The following is a 16,013-nucleotide window of genomic DNA, read 5'->3' on the forward strand; positions in this document are numbered from 1 at the left end:
ATTCATGACAGATCAAACAATTGGTGGCGACAAGATGCAGAATGCAGCGCTAACGTTCATACACAGCCGCGCACGTTGGCCATGGTTATTGCCCCTGTTATCAACGTTGGTTGCCTGCAGTTCTGTCTCGTTGAATCAAGCGCCAATCGAAGAACGCAAGGCGAATAGCACGCTGAGTCAGCCCGGCGGGCCTAAAATTATTCGCTTAAATGAAGACAAAGCGCCTGCCAGCCCTAGCGCCAGTCCCAGCCTTGACAAAGCGGTAAAAACTGATGCGTCCGTGAAACCTGAGATCAAACCCGGTTTTTATGAGGTCAAAAAAGGCGATACGCTATATTCAATCGCGCTGGAAAATGGACAAACCTATCGCGATCTGGCGGCCTGGAATAATCTGGCAGACCCAAACTTGATCAAAATTGGTCAGGTGTTACGGGTACAGCCTGAAACGGAGCTGGCGGGCAGCAGCGCTGGGGGGGATGGCAGTGCCGTGGTCGCGGTGAACACGGTTAAGTTACCAGGCATGAGCACGAGCATGAGTAGTGGCCCCTCCAGTAGTAGCGCTGCCGTACCGGCTTTACCGGCTGCTCCCGTCGCTCCCAGCGCCCCAGCGGTTGCTGGCGCCGCCACACGAACCGAGCCAAGTGGTGTAAAACAGCCCTACAGCGAGGCGGCCTGGCAAAAAACGCAGGCAAATCCAGCAACGGCACCGTCGCCCAACCCTGCGGCTAGCCAAGCTGCGGCCAAGTCGCAGCCCAAAGCGGAGTCCATTCCCGCGGCTCTCCCTACTCCCACGGCAACCCCTAACGTGAGTGCCTCGTTGCCTGCCGCCAAAGTAGATGAGGAGGCGGGCATTACCTGGGCGTGGCCAACAGCGCAAAACAAAATCACGGAACCTTTCCAAGAGAGCCGTAACAAAGGAATTGATATTGAAGGCAAGCTAGGTGACAGTGTGCTGGCTGCTGCTGATGGTGAGGTTACCTATGTGGGTAATGCGCTACGTGGCTATGGCAATCTGGTGATTGTCCGGCACAACAAGCTATACCTCTCGGCTTATGCTCATAACGATAAAATTCTCGTGAAAGAGGGCCAAACCGTTAAGCGTGGCCAGAAAATTGCCGAAATGGGTAAAAGCGATAGTGAATCGCCAAAATTACATTTTGAAATCCGTCGCCAGGGTAAGCCCGTCGATCCGGCAAAGTTTTTGCCGTAACGTGAGGCTCATGCTGGATCGATCCTCATCACATGAAGTGAGTTTATGAATCATTCCAATTTAGAGGCTGCAGAGCCACAAGACGACTTTTCTGCTGCGGTAGACAACCAGGAAGGGGACTACGCCGAGCCTCTGGAGATTGATCTTGATGCGGCGGAAGGGCTGACTGGCAGCCCCGCTGCGGGTGAGCAGCTGCATGCGCTGGCAGAAGAAATGGCGGTAGATACCACTCAGCATTACCTGCAAGAGATTGGGGCTAAGCCACTGCTGACTGCCGAGCAGGAAAAAACTTATACGCAGGCCGTAAAACGCGGCGACTTTAATGCCCGGCAAAAGATGATTGAGCACAATTTGCGCTTGGTTGTGTCGATTGCCAAGCACTATCTCAATCGTGGGGTGTCGTTATTGGATCTGATTGAAGAAGGTAATCTGGGCTTGATTCATGCATTGGAAAAATTTGATCCCGATCGTGGTTTTCGTTTTTCTACCTATGCCACGTGGTGGATTCGCCAATCAATTGAGCGGGCCATCATCAATCAATCGCGCACCATTCGTTTACCCGTGCATGTGGTGCGCGAGTTGAATCAGGTGTTACGGGCGAAGCGCCATTTAGAAACCCATTTATTACCTGAAAAAGGTCAGCACAATGCCGATGCCCGTTTGGAAGACATTGCTGAGCTAGTGCAACGTCCGGCTGACGAAGTGGCTGAATTACTGGCGCTGGGTGAAAATACAACCTCACTGGATACGCCTCTGGATGCTGATCCTGGCTCTTCGCTGGTTGATTTGATTGCCGATGAAAGCGGACATTCGCCAGAAAACACGGTCACCCAACAAGAACTCAATGGCTTGGCGAGTGGCTGGCTGGAAAAACTCAGTGATAAGCAGCGCTATGTGGTGCAACGCCGCTTTGGTTTGAATAATTTCGATATTGCGACATTAGAAGAGTTGGCCGATGAATTGACGTTGACCCGTGAACGTGTCCGGCAAATTCAGCAAGAAGCCCTGGTTAAACTGAAAAAGCAGCTCATCAGTAAAGGTGTCGGGCGCGATGCTGTGCTTTGATTGAACAGTATTCACCACTGAGTTCACTAAGATATATCAAAGCTCTAAACGCTGTGAGAGTTTCCTCAGTGCTCTCTGTGCGTTCTGTGGTTTATTTATTGCCTATCTCTTTTCTTATTAACGCATGACTCCCATCCTTGTCTTTGATATCGAAACGATTCCTGATGTAGCAGGGTTGCGTACCCTGAATCATTTGGGGGCCGAGGTAAGTGATGCCGAGGTGGCCGCCCAAGCCTTTGCGGCGCGCAAAGAAAAAACGGGTTCCGAGTTTTTGCAGCACCACGTGCAAAGGGTGGCGGCAATCTCTTGCGTGTTTCGCAATAGCGAAGGTTTCCAGGTGCGCTCGCTTGGTAGTCTTGAAGACGGTGAAGCCAAGCTAGTGCAGGATTTTTTCAAAATCATCGATAAATACACACCGCAGCTGGTGTCATGGAATGGTGGCGGTTTCGATTTGCCGGTGCTGCACTATCGTGCTTTGGTTCATGGCTTGGTCGCCCCACGCTACTGGGAAATGGGCGATGATGACCGTGATTTCAAGTGGAACAACTATCTCAGTCGCTACCATACGCGGCACATGGATTTAATGGATTTATTAGCCTTGTACACGGGCCGGGCGAATGCGCCCTTAGATGATTTGGCCAAACTCTGTGGCTTCCCCGGTAAATTGGGGATGGACGGTAGTAAGGTCTGGGAAGCCTATCAACAGGGGCAATTGCCCGAGATTCGCGCCTATTGTGAAACCGATGTGGTGAACACCTACCTGATGTACACCCGCTTTCAGTTATTGCGTGGCGCGTGGCAGCCGTCGCAATACGAGGCCGAAGTGCAATTGGTGCGGGACAGCCTAGCTGCTTTGCCAGATGCACACTGGCAAGAATATTTGGCCGCTTGGCCGCAATAATTTTAAGACGCAACAATAATAATTTTTCAGATTAAAGGGCGTATTTAGAAATTCAGAATTTCGGGCTTAGTATTCAAAATGCGGTGCTAGGAGCCGCACAGCGAAAGGTGAGATAGTATGTGGTATACATCGAGATTTGAGCCGAATGTGTTAAACAAGCGCGGCAACGCCGAATGTTTAAATTAGGCCCGAAAAATGAATTTATAGATGCGCACTAAAAGTATCATGAGTAGAAAACAAAAACAGCAAGACATCCCTTTAGACCTTCTCCCCATTGCACAGATTGAATCGCTGGACATGGAAGCCCGTGGCGTGGCCCATGTGGAGGGAAAAGCCACTTTTATTGAAGGTGGCTTGCCCGGCGAGCGGGTGCGCTTTAAATCGTTTCGGAATAAACCTAGCTACGAAATTGCCGAGGCCAAGGCCATTCTGCGCGAGAGTGCGCAGCGCGTAAAGCCGGGGTGCCCGCATTTTGGCGTGTGCGGGGGATGCTCCATGCAGCACCTTGAAGCACGCGCCCAAGTGGCGGTGAAGCAGCGGGTGCTGGAAAACAATCTATGGCATATCGGTAAGCTCAAGTCAGAACAAATTTTGCCGCCGGTGTATGGCCCTACTTGGGGCTACCGTTTCCGTGCGCGTTTATCCGTGCGCTATGTGGAGAAAAAGGGCGGGGTACTGGTAGGCTTTCATGAGCGTAAATCCAGCTATGTGGCCGAACTACAAGAATGTCATGTGTTGCCACCGCATGTCTCCAACTTGATCATGCCTTTGCGCCACATGATTGCAGAATTATCCATTCGTGACCGATTGCCGCAGGTAGAGTTAGCGGTGGGCGATCAAGTTACTGTACTGGTGTTACGCAATATGGAGCCGCTTACCGCAGCCGATGAGGCTATTCTGAAAGCCTTTGCGGATGAGCATAGCGTTCAATTCTGGTTGCAACCCAAAGGGCCGGATACCGTCTATCCTTTTTACCCATTAGAGCCTGAATTGGCGTATACCTTGCCCGAATTTAATGTGCGCATGCCGTTTAAACCGACTGATTTTACACAGGTCAATCACCAGATTAATAGTGTGCTCGTGAGCCGGGCGCTGCGTTTGCTGGATGTGCAGCCCGGTGAACGGGTGGTGGACTTATTTTGTGGCCTTGGTAACTTCACCCTGCCGCTCGCGACGCAAGCCGCGCAGGTGGTGGGCATAGAAGGTAGCACGGTGCTGACGACGCGCGCGCAGGAAAACGCGGTGAAGAATGGCTTGGCGGATAAAACCCGCTTTGAATGCCGCAATTTATTTGAATTTACGCCAGACGATTGGTTAGCGCTTTGGCAGGATTTGGGTCAGATTGACCGCTTGTTAATTGATCCCCCGCGGGATGGCTCACAAGCGGTGGCCGAAGCCTTGGCGGCGGCCCCTGCCGATAAACGGCCAAAGCGGATTGTGTATGTGTCTTGTAATCCGGGGACACTGGCCCGCGATGCGGCCATTTTGCACCATCAAGGCGGTTATCGCATTTTGAAAGCGGGCGTGGTGAATATGTTCCCGCATACCTCTCATGTCGAGTCTATGGCGGTCTTTGCCGGTTGAGCGCTGTCAATAACGGCTTCTAGGTATACAGAATGAAAAGACGTAGGCTAGGTAGTTCTGTTTTGTAGGATATGGTTCACTGGGTACTGAAGCCAGTTTAGTTGGTGGCTAGTACGCCCAGTGAACCATGTAATGACAATCCTTACTCGCGATCCCCACCAAAGATGCCTAGCAGGGCGAGTAGGTTGCTAAAGACGTTATAGATATCCAGATAAAGTGCCAACGTTGCGCTGATGTAGTTGGTCTCTCCACCATTAACAATTTGGTTGACGTCATACAGCATGTAAAGTGAGAAAATGGCAATTGCCAACACTGACATCGCAATCATCATCGCGCTGAGTTGAAAAACAACGCCGATAACACTGGCTACCAGTAAGACCAATGCGCCCACAAACAGCCATTTACCAAGACCAGAAAAATTACGTTTGCTGACCGTGGCGATGGTTGCCATCACACCAAAAATTGCTGCGGTGCCGCCAAATGCCATCATAATCAATTGCGCCCCATTTGCCAGGCCCAAGACACTGCCAACGAGGCGTGACAACATGATGCCCATGAAGAGGGTAAAGCCAAGGAGTAACACCACACCCAAAGAGCTGTTTTTATTTTTCTCAATGGCAAACATGAAACCGAATGCCCCTGCTAAAAAAACAATCAGCGATAAAATCGGGCTACCGGACATGACTTGACGCAAGCCAGTTGCAATCCCCAGCCAAGCGCCCAATACGGTTGGAATTAAGGACAGCGCCAGCAACAGATAAGTGTTGCGTAGTACGCGGTTACGGACGAGTAGCGAATCGCGGGTTTGTGAGTAGCCATATTCCTGCATCTGACCAAAGGGTTGGTTCATTGTTTTCCTCATCTGAAAATACCGTTTCCGGCATGACACTTAGAGTAAGGGTTAGCCTGAAAAGTTTCAAGGATTAGATTAATTTAGAAGGCTTCAACAGTGTGCATGTCTTTAGTCTGGCGCGTGACGGTAAAAAAATCGCTTCAGGGGCAATTATCGAGAGCGGTGCTGTCACCCCACGAATGCGATACGGTAGAATAGCGGGTTAACTTTTAACCGTTTCGTTTGCTTAATTCCCTATGGCGAGAACTGCCATTCGCGCCGAGTAGGGGAAATCGAGGACAACCCCACACCCATGCAGCATATTCGTAATTTTTCCATTATTGCCCACATTGATCACGGTAAATCCACCTTGGCTGATCGCTTGATTCAACGTTGCGGGGGCCTGTCTGACCGTGAAATGGAAGCGCAAGTGCTGGATTCCATGGATTTAGAAAAAGAGCGCGGGATTACCATCAAAGCGCAAACGGCGGCGCTGCACTACAAGGCCAAAGACGGCAAGGTCTACAACCTGAACCTGATTGATACCCCTGGTCACGTCGATTTCTCCTATGAAGTTAGCCGCTCGCTGTCTGCGTGCGAGGGGGCATTGCTGGTCGTGGATGCCTCGCAGGGGGTAGAAGCGCAGACCGTGGCGAACTGCTATACCGCGATTGAGTTAGGCGTGGAAGTCTTGCCCGTGCTCAATAAAATGGATTTGCCGCAGGCCAATCCCGATGGTGCCAAGCAGGAAATTGAGGATGTGATTGGGATTGACGCGATGGACGCAATTCCATGTAGCGCCAAAACCGGCATGGGCGTTGATGAAATTCTGGAGCTCGTGGTCAATAAAGTGCCACCGCCGGTGGGCAGTACTGAAGAACCCTTGCAAGCATTGATCATTGACTCCTGGTTTGATAATTACGTGGGCGTGGTGATGCTGGTGCGCGTGGTGAATGGCACCTTGCGCCCCAAAGAGCGCTTGCTGTTCATGGCGACCGGCGCCAATCACTTATGTGAGCAGGTCGGTGTGTTTACGCCCAAGTCGGTGCAGCGTGATCATCTCTCCGCGGGGGAAGTGGGTTTCATTATCGCTGGGATTAAAGAGCTGAAAAGCGCGAAGGTGGGCGATACGATTACCCACGCCGCCTTGGCCGGTAAAGTCTCCGCGAAAGCGCCGTTGCCCGGCTTTAAAGAAGTCAAACCCCAGGTGTTTGCAGGTTTGTATCCGGTTGAATCCAATCAATACGACGCTTTGCGCGACTCCTTAGAAAAACTCCAGTTGAACGACGCCGCATTAATGTTTGAACCCGAAGTGTCTTCCGCACTGGGGTTTGGTTTCCGCTGCGGCTTCTTGGGCTTGTTGCACATGGATATCGTGCAAGAGCGCTTGGAGCGCGAATTCGACATGGACCTGATTACCACGGCGCCCTCGGTAGTGTACGAGGTGATTGAGCGGGATGGGTCGCTGACGCAGGTGGAAAATCCTTCCAAAATGCCGGACCCGGCCAAGATTGAAGAAATTCGCGAACCGATAGTCACCGTGACAATCTTTACCCCGCAAGAATATGTGGGGTCTGTCATTACTCTCTGTACCCAGAAGCGGGGTATTCAAATCAACATGGCTTACCATGGTCGCCAAGTGGTGTTGACCTATGAGATCCCCTTGGGCGAGATTGTGCTGGATTTCTTTGATCGTTTGAAATCTACCTCACGTGGTTACGCCTCAATGGACTATGAGTTTAAAGAATACCGAGCGGCCGATGTGGTTAAAGTCGATATGCTGATTAACAGCGAAAAGGTCGATGCCTTGTCCTTGATTTGCCACCGTAGCAATTCGCAAAGCCGTGGCCGTGAAGTAGCCGCGAAAATGCGTGAATTGATTCCGCGGCAGATGTACGATGTGGCGATTCAGGCGGCGATTGGCTCGAATATTATTGCCCGCGAAAACATTAAAGCATTACGCAAGAACGTATTGGCCAAGTGCTATGGTGGCGATATCACCCGTAAGAAAAAACTGCTTGAAAAGCAAAAGGCCGGTAAAAAACGCATGAAGCAGGTCGGGACGGTGGAAATTCCGCAAGAAGCTTTTTTAGCGATCTTGCAAGTTGATGATAAATAAGGAAAAACATGGATTTTAATTTTGCCCTGCTGTTATTTATATTAACGGTCTTCACCGGCATTTTTTGGGTTTTGGATAAGCTGATTTTTCGCCGCCAGCGTCAGCAGCAAGCGCGACAAGCGGTGCAAGATTTCGAACGCATCACGGCTGCCAGCGTGGAGACTGAATCCGGGCCGGCCGAGGTTGCGCGGCAAAAACAAGCGATTGAAATAGCCCGCTTACGCGAACCATGGTGGATTGAATGGACGGCTGGTTTTTTTCCGGTGATTTTGCTGGTTTTTTCGTTGCGATCGTTCATTGTGGAACCTTTCCAGATTCCATCAGGCTCTATGATTCCTACTTTATTGGTGGGTGATTTTATTCTGGTGAATAAATTCACCTATGGCATTCGTTTGCCGGTGATCAATAAGAAAGTTATCTCGCTCAATGACCCTCAGCGTGGGGATGTAATGGTATTTAAACACCCCCCCAACCCGACTGTCGATTTTATCAAGCGCGTTGTTGGTGTGCCGGGTGATGTGGTGGAGTATCGGAACAAGAAGCTCACTATCAATGGCAAGCCGCTAGCCATGACACCCTTGCCAGATTTTTATGACAAAGAGCGCGTGAGTTATGCCAAACATTTTTCCGAAAAATTAGGCAATGTCGAGCATCAGATATTAAATGATGACTATCGGCCCCCATATGTCGATCGGGTATTGGATTTCCCCTATCGCGATCATTGCGAATACAGCAATATCGGGTTTAAATGCAAAGTCCCGGCCGGACATTACTTTATGATGGGCGATAACCGCGATAATAGCGAAGACAGTCGGGTTTGGGGCTTTGTGCCTGATGCCAATATTGTCGGTAAAGCTTTTTTTGTCTGGATGAATTTTTCTGATATCACTCGTATTGGTCGTTTTCATTAAGCCGTCGATTCAGCTTACTAGTTCATTGATATTTTAGAGGGAGCGAGAATGCATACAAGATCATCGATTCAGCAGCAGCGTGGGTTTTCCTTTCTGAAGTTAATCATTATTTGCGCTCTGTTGATTTTTGGCAGTGTGTTTGTCATGAAGCTGTTTCCTGTCCTGAATGAATATTGGACGCTGCAGCGTGCCATCAAAGCAACCCGAGACCTGAATCACAAAACACCCTCTGCCGTCAGAGACTCGCTAGGTAAGTTTTTATATATCAATGAAATTCGAACGTTTGATCCGGCGAAAGACTTCGTTGTCGAGCAGACCAAGAGCGGCGATGGTTATGAAATTTCTTTTGCCTATTCGCGTGAAATCAAGCTGATGGAGTGGAATAACGCACGCCTGGTTTTCGACTTTACAGGCACCACAGATACCGCGGCTGAGGCAAAAAAATTAATTGAGAAACTGAAATAGTGATGCTTGCCAGCGGTGTGATGATGCACGCAACCTTCTCCCTATGACTGCGTTGGCTGTTCTTGAGCAGCGTATTGGCTATTCTTTTCGCCAGCCTGCTTTGCTTCGCCAGGCAATGACCCATCGCAGTCACAGCCTGCCACACAATGAGCGACTCGAGTTTTTGGGTGACAGCGTGTTGAATTGTGCTGTAGCGCAGATTCTCTATGAAAAATTTGCGACCGAGACGGAGGGAGATTTGTCTCGAATTCGGGCCAATCTTGTTCAGCAACAAACTCTGCATCAACTCAGCCAAACCTTACAACTGGAGATGTTTTTATGCCTTGGTGAGGGGGAGCTCCGCAGTGGTGGTTTGCAACGACCTTCCATTTTGGCTGATGCATTTGAGGCGCTACTTGGGGCAATGCTTCTGGACGGAGGCTTCGCTGCTGCAGAAAAGTTAGTGCGCGAACTCTATGCCCCGCTCTTAAGTGAAATCGCGCTAACTCAGATCACAGCGAAAGACCCGAAAACACAATTGCAAGAATTACTGCAAGGGCAAAAGAAACCGTTGCCGACTTATGCTGTGACGGAAATCAGTGGTGCTGCCCATGCCCAAGCGTTTCATGTCTTATGTGACATCCCTTCGCTGGGTATCCGTGTTCCTGGTGTAGGACAATCACGTCGTGCAGCGGAACAAGCAGCAGCACAGGCCGCACTTGCGCAATTACCGTCACCGTTAGCGCCAGCTGCTCGTGCGCTGGCGCAGCCCAAGTCTGCTCACCAAAAAAAAGCCTCTATTCCCGTGCGTAAAGCACGGCAGTCCCCTTAATGTGATTGTGCTAACGAGTCGATAACGCCATGTCTAATTCACTGCCTGCCGACGTTACTGTATCTAATGAGATGCCTGCACATGGCCCGCGTCGGGTCGGCTATGTGGCCATCGTTGGGCGGCCCAATGTGGGCAAATCGACATTACTGAATGCCATGATTGGCGCAAAAGTCAGCATTACTTCTCGCAAGGCACAGACGACGCGACATCGCATTCACGGGGTATTAACGACAGCGTCTGCGCAGTTTGTCTTTGTTGACACCCCAGGCTTTCAAACCAAATACGGTGGCACTCTCAATCGCGTCATGAATCGGGTGGTGACTCAAACACTTAGCGATATCGATGTGGTGTTATTGGTCTGTGAAGCGGGGAGGGTGACGCCAGCCGACCGCGAGGTCCTTAAACTGCTACCGCAACAGATTCCTGTTTTACTGGTCTTAAACAAGGTCGATTTAGTCGAACCCAAAGAAAAATTGCTGCCGCTTTTGGCTGAAATGCAGCAGCTTTACCCCTTTGCAGCGATCATTCCTGTCTCTGCCCACAAAGGCTTGCAACTGGATCACCTGCAAAATGAAATTGCAATGCATTTACCCTGGGGCGAATTACTTTTCGCCGAAGATGATCTTACGGATCGCAATGAACGATTTATTGCAGCCGAGTTTGTGCGAGAAAAACTGTTCCGCCTGCTGGGGGAAGAGCTACCTTATGGTTGCACCGTGGTGGTCGAGAAATATGAACTTGAGGGTCAATTACGCCGCATCTATTGCGCCATCCTGATTGACAAAGACGCTCACAAGCCGATTATTTTGGGACGCCAAGGAGAGCGAATCAAACGCATCGGTATGGAGGCCCGACAAGATCTTGAGCGTTTATTTAGTGGCTCTGTTTATCTCGAAATATTTGTCAAAACCCGCAGTGGTTGGGCGGATAGTGAAGCCAGTTTACGTCAACTGGGTTATGAATAAATGATCTCTGTTGTGATGTGGCGTGAATAGGATATGCAGTGAAAAGCCATTCAGCTCAGCCCTTACGATTCCTGTCACTCGCAGAAAGTCTCAACCCGCCGACCCCGGAAGCAGAGAGCGGGGTTATTGAGACACCCGGCAAACTTCAAGCATCTACAAAGACCCAAGGCACGCGCCGTCTTGCACCTCGCTCGGAAACTCGAATCGAAGACGAAACCGTGGTGGTGCTCCATAGTTATCCCTACAGCGAAACGAGTTTAATTCTAGATGTGCTAAGCCGTCAGCATGGTCGTGTGGCCCTTATTGCTAAAGGGGCCAAGCGTCCACGTTCAGCCCTGCGTGGTGTCCTCTCTAGCTTTCAGCCGCTTAGTTTGTCGTGGTCGGGTCGGGGCGAGGTGCGGACACTCACAAAAGCCGAATGGCTAGGGGGCTTTACCCCGTTGTGGGGGGATGCCTTATTAATGGGGTTTTATTTAAATGAATTGCTGCTCAAACTATTACCCCGCGACGATGCCCATCCTGAGCTGTTTGATGCCTATCTAGCGACCCTTGGACAATTAAATAATAGCCAAGCGGCCACCCTGGCATTGCGTCGATTTGAGCGCGCCTTGTTGGCCGAGCTGGGGTATGCCATTCATTACACGGAAGACATATACGGTAACGCTGTTCAGCCTCATGCTGCTTATCGAATCGACCCAGAAGCGGGCGCGATACCGCTGCAGTCGGCTGAATCACAAGGCGATGCGTTGGTCGTGCCAGGGCAAGTGCTTTTAGATTTGGAGCATAATCATGCTGATACCCAAGACAAACTACGCACCCAACAAGCCAAGCTGGTGATGCGTGCCTTGATTAACCATTTACTGGCCGGGCAGCCTTTAAATACCCGTCAAATTTTGATTGATTTACAGAAATTGTGATGAGGCTCTGATGTGCACCTTTAGAAAATTAGAATTTCTGGTGAAGTGCTAGGAGCCGCGCAGCGAAAGCTGAGATAGTACAGAGAAGTACAGCGAAGGTTGAGCGAGCAAGCGACAACGCAATTCGCCACGAAAAATAAATTTATAGAGGTGCATATGATGTTTACTCAAACGACCCCCACCATTGACCTCGGCGTCAATGTCGATCACGTCGCCACGCTGCGCCAAGTACGTGGGACAACCTATCCTGATCCAGTCCAAGCAGCATTGCTGGCGGAGCAATATGGTGCGGATGCGATCACGATGCATTTGCGTGAAGACCGCCGTCATATTCAAGATCACGATTTGGAGCGTTTGCGGCCACAAATGCAAACACGCTTGAATTTTGAATGTGCCGTGACCGAAGAAATGATTGCCATCGCAATTCGTTTGCAGGCGCATGATGTGTGTCTTGTACCGGAAAATCGGCAGGAGCTCACGACGGAAGGCGGTTTGGATGTGCGCGGCCAATTCGACCGCGTACAACATGCCTGCCAGCGCTTACAAGCCGCTGGGTGTCGTGTGAGCTTGTTCGTGGATGCCGATGCCGAACAGATTCGTGCCGCGAAAGAAGCGGGTGCCCCCGTGATTGAGCTGCATACGGGCGCGTATGCCGATGCGCAAGGGCCCGCACAAGAAGCGGAGCTGGCGCGGATTCAAGCGGGGGTAAAAGTGGGTTTGCAGCAGGGCTTAAAAGTGAATGCGGGCCACGGTCTCCATTACACCAACGTACAAGCAATTGCGGCGATTCCCGGCATCAGCGAGCTGAATATTGGACATGCGGTTGTGGCGCATGCGGTCTTGGTCGGTTGGCAGCAAGCCGTGAGTGAGATGAAGGCGATCATGACCAAAGCGCGCCTGGACGCTTTGGCAAACAAGTAAACGCAGAGGGGCTCAGCGGTGATTATTGGCATCGGTACCGATATTGTTGAGACTGCGAGAATTGCGCGTTTGCTCGAAAAGGACGATGCGTTTGCAGTGCGTATTTTGGGGCCAGAAGAGTTGCAGGAATTTCAGCGTCGTGCGGTGGCGAATGCTCAGCGTGGCATTAGTTATGTGGCAACCCGGTTTGCCGCCAAAGAGGCATTTGGTAAAGCCTTGGGTACGGGCATTAGCGCACCCATGACATTTCAGAACATGCAAACCTTAAACCACAGCAGTGGTCAGCCTTACGTTAAAGTTACCGACGCCTTGGCAGATAGCCTGTCTGACTGCCGCTATCATGTCTCATTAAGCGATGAAACGCATTATGTTGTCGCGACCGTCATTCTGGAAAAATAAATAACGAGACTCTAAAAATGAAAACACACACTACGCCTAAAAAAATTCGTGCAACAAAATCGCTACCGGGTGCGGTCATGGTCGATGTGGCGGGCACGAGTTTGACTGCGCATGAAGTTAAACGCTTGCAGCACCCCAGCGTCGGTGGCGTGATTTTATTTTCACGCAACTATCAATCGCCGAAACAACTTCAAGCGCTCACCGCAGAAATTCACGCCTTGCGTACCCCACCGCTATTGATTGCGGTGGACCATGAGGGCGGGCGCGTGCAGCGTTTCAAAAAAGGCTTCACGCATCTGCCCCCGATGCGTGTACTGGGTGAGTTGTACGATCAAGATCCTTTAGCAGCCAGCAAAGCTGCGACGGCTTGTGGTTTAGTGTTAGCCACTGAGTTACGGGCCTGTGGGGTGGACTTTAGCTTCACCCCCGTGCTTGATTTAGATTTTGGTCGTAGTGGGGTGATTGGTAACCGTGCCTTTCATCGCAAACCTAAAGTGGTGGCGCAACTCGCCCAAGCGCTGAATCACGGACTGCTATTGGCGGGGATGAAAAATTGCGGCAAGCATTTCCCTGGTCACGGCCACGTCAAAGCCGATTCGCATGTCGCGATTCCCGTTGACAACCGTCCACTCGAAAAAATTTTGGTGGACGATATGCTGCCCTACGATTATTTGGCATCCCCCGCATTGGCATCAATCATGCCCGCCCATGTCATTTACCCTGAAGTGGATAAACATCCGGCTGGTTTTTCTAAAGTCTGGCTGCAAAAAATTCTGCGTAAGCAACTGAATTTCAATGGCGTGATCTTTAGTGATGATCTCAGCATGGAAGGCGCGTCGGTCGCGGGCGATGTGGTGGCGCGTGCGAATGCGGCACTGCAAGCCGGTTGCGATATGGTGCTGGTTTGCAACGCGCCAGATCAGGCTGATTCCTTACTAGAACATTTAATTTGGGACACCCCTGCAACGTCAGTGAGCCGGATCCTGGGTTTGCAACCGAGTGAACTGAATGTGAGTGCGGCGGATTACAAGGCGGCACTATCAATCGTCAAAAAGCTGTCTACAACGCTTGCCTAATTCTTTGATGATTCGATACACCAGTGCAATGTAATGGTTTCACGGTTCAGCCAAACAATCGCCGCTTGGCCTAATCTTTTTGCGAGTGCTGTGGCCTCTTCGAGGCTAATGCCGAGAATCATCCAGCCAATTTCGTCAGGCCAATCTCCTCGCTGCGCCACATGCTGACTCGCATACGCCCAGGCTTGCTGCTGCTCAAGGTAATGGGTTAGTTGCTGCTGCGCTTGCTTGTTTTCCTCTGGACTGCAGCGCTTACTCATGGGGTTATCTGCAGTAATGATAGCCGCCTGTTGAATAGTGTGTTCTCTGGCAAAGCGCTGCCAAGCCACATCAGCCTGACCAATTTGGAAACAGAGCACTGAGCCAGTGAAGCGAGGCGTTGAGTTTAAGAGTGGTCGATCCAGCCAAACCCAGTAGTCGGTAAGTTGATAGGCATTATGTTGTTCAGAATTCAACATGAGTGCGAAATGACCAGACGTTGACAGGGCCACGGTCAGCGTTATAGCCAGGATTCTGAATATGCTGCCAGTTAAGTGTGAGGGAAAAAGTGGGATGCGCTTGCCAGCGGTAATATGCTTCACTTATTTGTTCGGGCCGATAATTGAGTTTGCCATCACCCAGGAAAAATCCTTGTCCCCCAGCTGCTAAATACTGTCGGTGACTGCTACTGAGTCCATTTTGATAGACTGCCAGGCCAAATGCATCGGCATGGCGTCGCCAGAAGCGACCTTGCCAGACCGATCCGAGTGCGAGAGAGCGGTCGATTTCAGTAAATGCGTAGGTTTCTGTTTTGCCATCGCTCTGGGCTAAGCGGAAATAGACCCCCCAGTCGGGAATGATTTGCTGTTGCACCCCGACACCAAGTCCCCGTTTGCTTTGGCGTTGGCGTACTTGACTGATATCTGGATTGATTGGTTGCGCGGTGAGCGCATTATCAAACGCACCGGCGAATACCCGGTTGTGAAAACCGAGAATGCGCCATGTTCCAGGTTGTCCGGCTAAATGATAAGGTTTCTCAAATTCGATAACGTCACCGTATTGACGATGTAGTTGCAAGTTGAGTGGCAGTCCGTTCGACTCTTTCGGCATCGCAAAGCGGCCGATTCGCAGAGACCAGTCAGGACGGATATATTCAAGGGCCGCGCCCCAGGTGTAGCCGCGAGCATCGGCTGCATAATCAAATGCACCGTACGTGAGACTGCTCCAGTTGCTGTATTGTGTGCGGGGATCTCGGCTGTAATCCATGGCGTCAAAGATGTCTAGCACACTCAGGTTTCCCATTGTGAAGACAATTCTTTCTGTCGCATATTGCGTTTTTACCTGATTCGCCTCGCTCGCGACTTGCTCATACTCTTGATTTAAATGCCAAGTTTTACGGGTAAACAAGCGCGCTCGATACCAAGTCAATGAGTTTCCTGCAGTGCGCTGTGATTCACCATTGGTAAATCCCCCTAATCCCTGCAAGTTGCTCATGGTGCGGCCTTCGGACGCTTCTGGATTCCAATAGATTTCCCAGTCGTTGGGGAGCCGCAGCCCTGCAAACAATGTCAGGGTAGTGCTGTAGGCCCACTCTTTGCCGCTGTCTAAACTTTTTGGGCCGCTGTAGGCGGCATTAAAACCCGCTTTCCGTTGGCGTACCCAGGTTGCTTGACCATGCAGTGATAGATAATCGGGCAGATCTACATTGAGGGGTTTGTCATCCGCCATGGCTGAGCTAGCTGGGCACAGACCAAGCACAAGTAGACTCACCATCAACGCGAGCGTGGGAAAAAGGCGGGACAAAAAAAGCATGGCCGCTACTTTACTGCAAAACCATGACAGTTCAGTGAAATCTGTG

The 16,013-nt window shown here is 50.8% G+C and carries 16 protein-coding genes; 13 read left to right on the forward strand and 3 right to left on the reverse strand.

The annotated features are described in order from the left end of the window. Positions 1–4 precede the first annotated feature (4 nt). The 4 genes from DU000_RS02110 (at position 5) to rlmD (ending at position 4,760) form a co-directional block, all read left to right on the forward strand. On the forward strand, positions 5–1,210 hold the full coding sequence (locus tag DU000_RS02110) for a peptidoglycan DD-metalloendopeptidase family protein (RefSeq protein ID WP_240001758.1): 1,206 nt from the start codon (positions 5–7) through the stop codon (positions 1,208–1,210). 45 nt (positions 1,211–1,255) lie between these two features. Next, positions 1,256–2,275, forward strand: a complete 1,020-nt coding sequence (gene rpoS, locus DU000_RS02115) for an RNA polymerase sigma factor RpoS (RefSeq protein ID WP_114401691.1) — start codon at positions 1,256–1,258, stop codon at positions 2,273–2,275. 124 nt (positions 2,276–2,399) lie between these two features. Next, positions 2,400–3,176, forward strand: a complete 777-nt coding sequence (locus DU000_RS02120) for a 3'-5' exonuclease (protein WP_114401692.1) — start codon at positions 2,400–2,402, stop codon at positions 3,174–3,176. 225 nt (positions 3,177–3,401) lie between these two features. Next, entirely contained in the window at positions 3,402–4,760 is a 1,359-nt protein-coding gene (gene rlmD / locus DU000_RS02125; protein ID WP_240001759.1) for a 23S rRNA (uracil(1939)-C(5))-methyltransferase RlmD, read from the forward strand. Between the two features lie 142 nt (positions 4,761–4,902). Here the strand turns inward: rlmD and DU000_RS02130 are convergent, their stop codons facing one another. Then, the gene (locus DU000_RS02130) at positions 4,903–5,610 is read right to left on the reverse strand and encodes a Bax inhibitor-1/YccA family protein (RefSeq protein WP_114401694.1); all 708 of its coding nucleotides are present in this window, start codon (positions 5,608–5,610) and stop codon (positions 4,903–4,905) included. Between the two features lie 295 nt (positions 5,611–5,905). Here DU000_RS02130 and lepA point away from each other — a divergent pair, with 295 nt between their 5' ends. The 9 genes from lepA (at position 5,906) to nagZ (ending at position 14,176) form a co-directional block, all read left to right on the forward strand. Next, positions 5,906–7,711, forward strand: coding sequence for a translation elongation factor 4 (gene lepA / locus DU000_RS02135; RefSeq protein WP_114401695.1), 1,806 nt, complete (start codon positions 5,906–5,908; stop codon positions 7,709–7,711). Positions 7,712–7,719: 8 nt separating this feature from the next. Beyond that, positions 7,720–8,622, forward strand: coding sequence for a signal peptidase I (gene lepB, locus DU000_RS02140; protein WP_114401696.1), 903 nt, complete (start codon positions 7,720–7,722; stop codon positions 8,620–8,622). Between the two features lie 48 nt (positions 8,623–8,670). Further along, positions 8,671–9,087 carry a DUF4845 domain-containing protein gene (locus DU000_RS02145; RefSeq protein WP_114401697.1) on the forward strand — a complete coding sequence of 139 codons (417 nt, stop codon included), beginning with the start codon at positions 8,671–8,673 and terminating at the stop codon, positions 9,085–9,087. A 43-nt stretch (positions 9,088–9,130) separates the two neighbouring features. Then, a complete protein-coding gene (gene rnc / locus DU000_RS02150) occupies positions 9,131–9,898 on the forward strand; it encodes a ribonuclease III (protein ID WP_114401698.1) in 768 nt (255 codons plus the stop codon). A 29-nt stretch (positions 9,899–9,927) separates the two neighbouring features. After that, positions 9,928–10,863, forward strand: a complete 936-nt coding sequence (gene era, locus DU000_RS02155; protein WP_114401699.1) for a GTPase Era — start codon at positions 9,928–9,930, stop codon at positions 10,861–10,863. Positions 10,864–10,901: 38 nt separating this feature from the next. Beyond that, positions 10,902–11,780 carry a DNA repair protein RecO gene (gene recO, locus DU000_RS02160; protein WP_114401700.1) on the forward strand — a complete coding sequence of 293 codons (879 nt, stop codon included), beginning with the start codon at positions 10,902–10,904 and terminating at the stop codon, positions 11,778–11,780. Positions 11,781–11,936: 156 nt separating this feature from the next. Continuing rightward, positions 11,937–12,701: a pyridoxine 5'-phosphate synthase gene (gene pdxJ, locus DU000_RS02165; RefSeq protein ID WP_114402069.1), complete on the forward strand. Its 765-nt coding sequence runs from the start codon at positions 11,937–11,939 to the stop codon at positions 12,699–12,701. Between the two features lie 18 nt (positions 12,702–12,719). Next, positions 12,720–13,100 carry a holo-ACP synthase gene (gene acpS, locus DU000_RS02170; protein WP_114401701.1) on the forward strand — a complete coding sequence of 127 codons (381 nt, stop codon included), beginning with the start codon at positions 12,720–12,722 and terminating at the stop codon, positions 13,098–13,100. 17 nt (positions 13,101–13,117) lie between these two features. Then, complete coding sequence (gene nagZ / locus DU000_RS02175) at positions 13,118–14,176, forward strand: beta-N-acetylhexosaminidase (protein ID WP_240001760.1); 1,059 nt, start codon at positions 13,118–13,120, stop codon at positions 14,174–14,176. Here the strand turns inward: nagZ and DU000_RS02180 are convergent. Next, positions 14,173–14,634, reverse strand: a complete 462-nt coding sequence (locus tag DU000_RS02180; protein WP_114401702.1) for a DUF3293 domain-containing protein — start codon at positions 14,632–14,634, stop codon at positions 14,173–14,175. The genes nagZ and DU000_RS02180 overlap by 4 nt on opposite strands. Next, positions 14,621–15,967, reverse strand: coding sequence for a carbohydrate porin (locus DU000_RS02185; RefSeq protein WP_114401703.1), 1,347 nt, complete (start codon positions 15,965–15,967; stop codon positions 14,621–14,623). The genes DU000_RS02180 and DU000_RS02185 overlap by 14 nt, the downstream gene beginning before the upstream one ends. Positions 15,968–16,013: the final 46 nt, after the last annotated feature.

Origin of the sequence: Parvibium lacunae (genome assembly GCF_003335215.1) — a bacterium.
Taxonomy (GTDB): Bacteria; Pseudomonadota; Gammaproteobacteria; order Burkholderiales; family Burkholderiaceae_D; genus Parvibium; species Parvibium lacunae.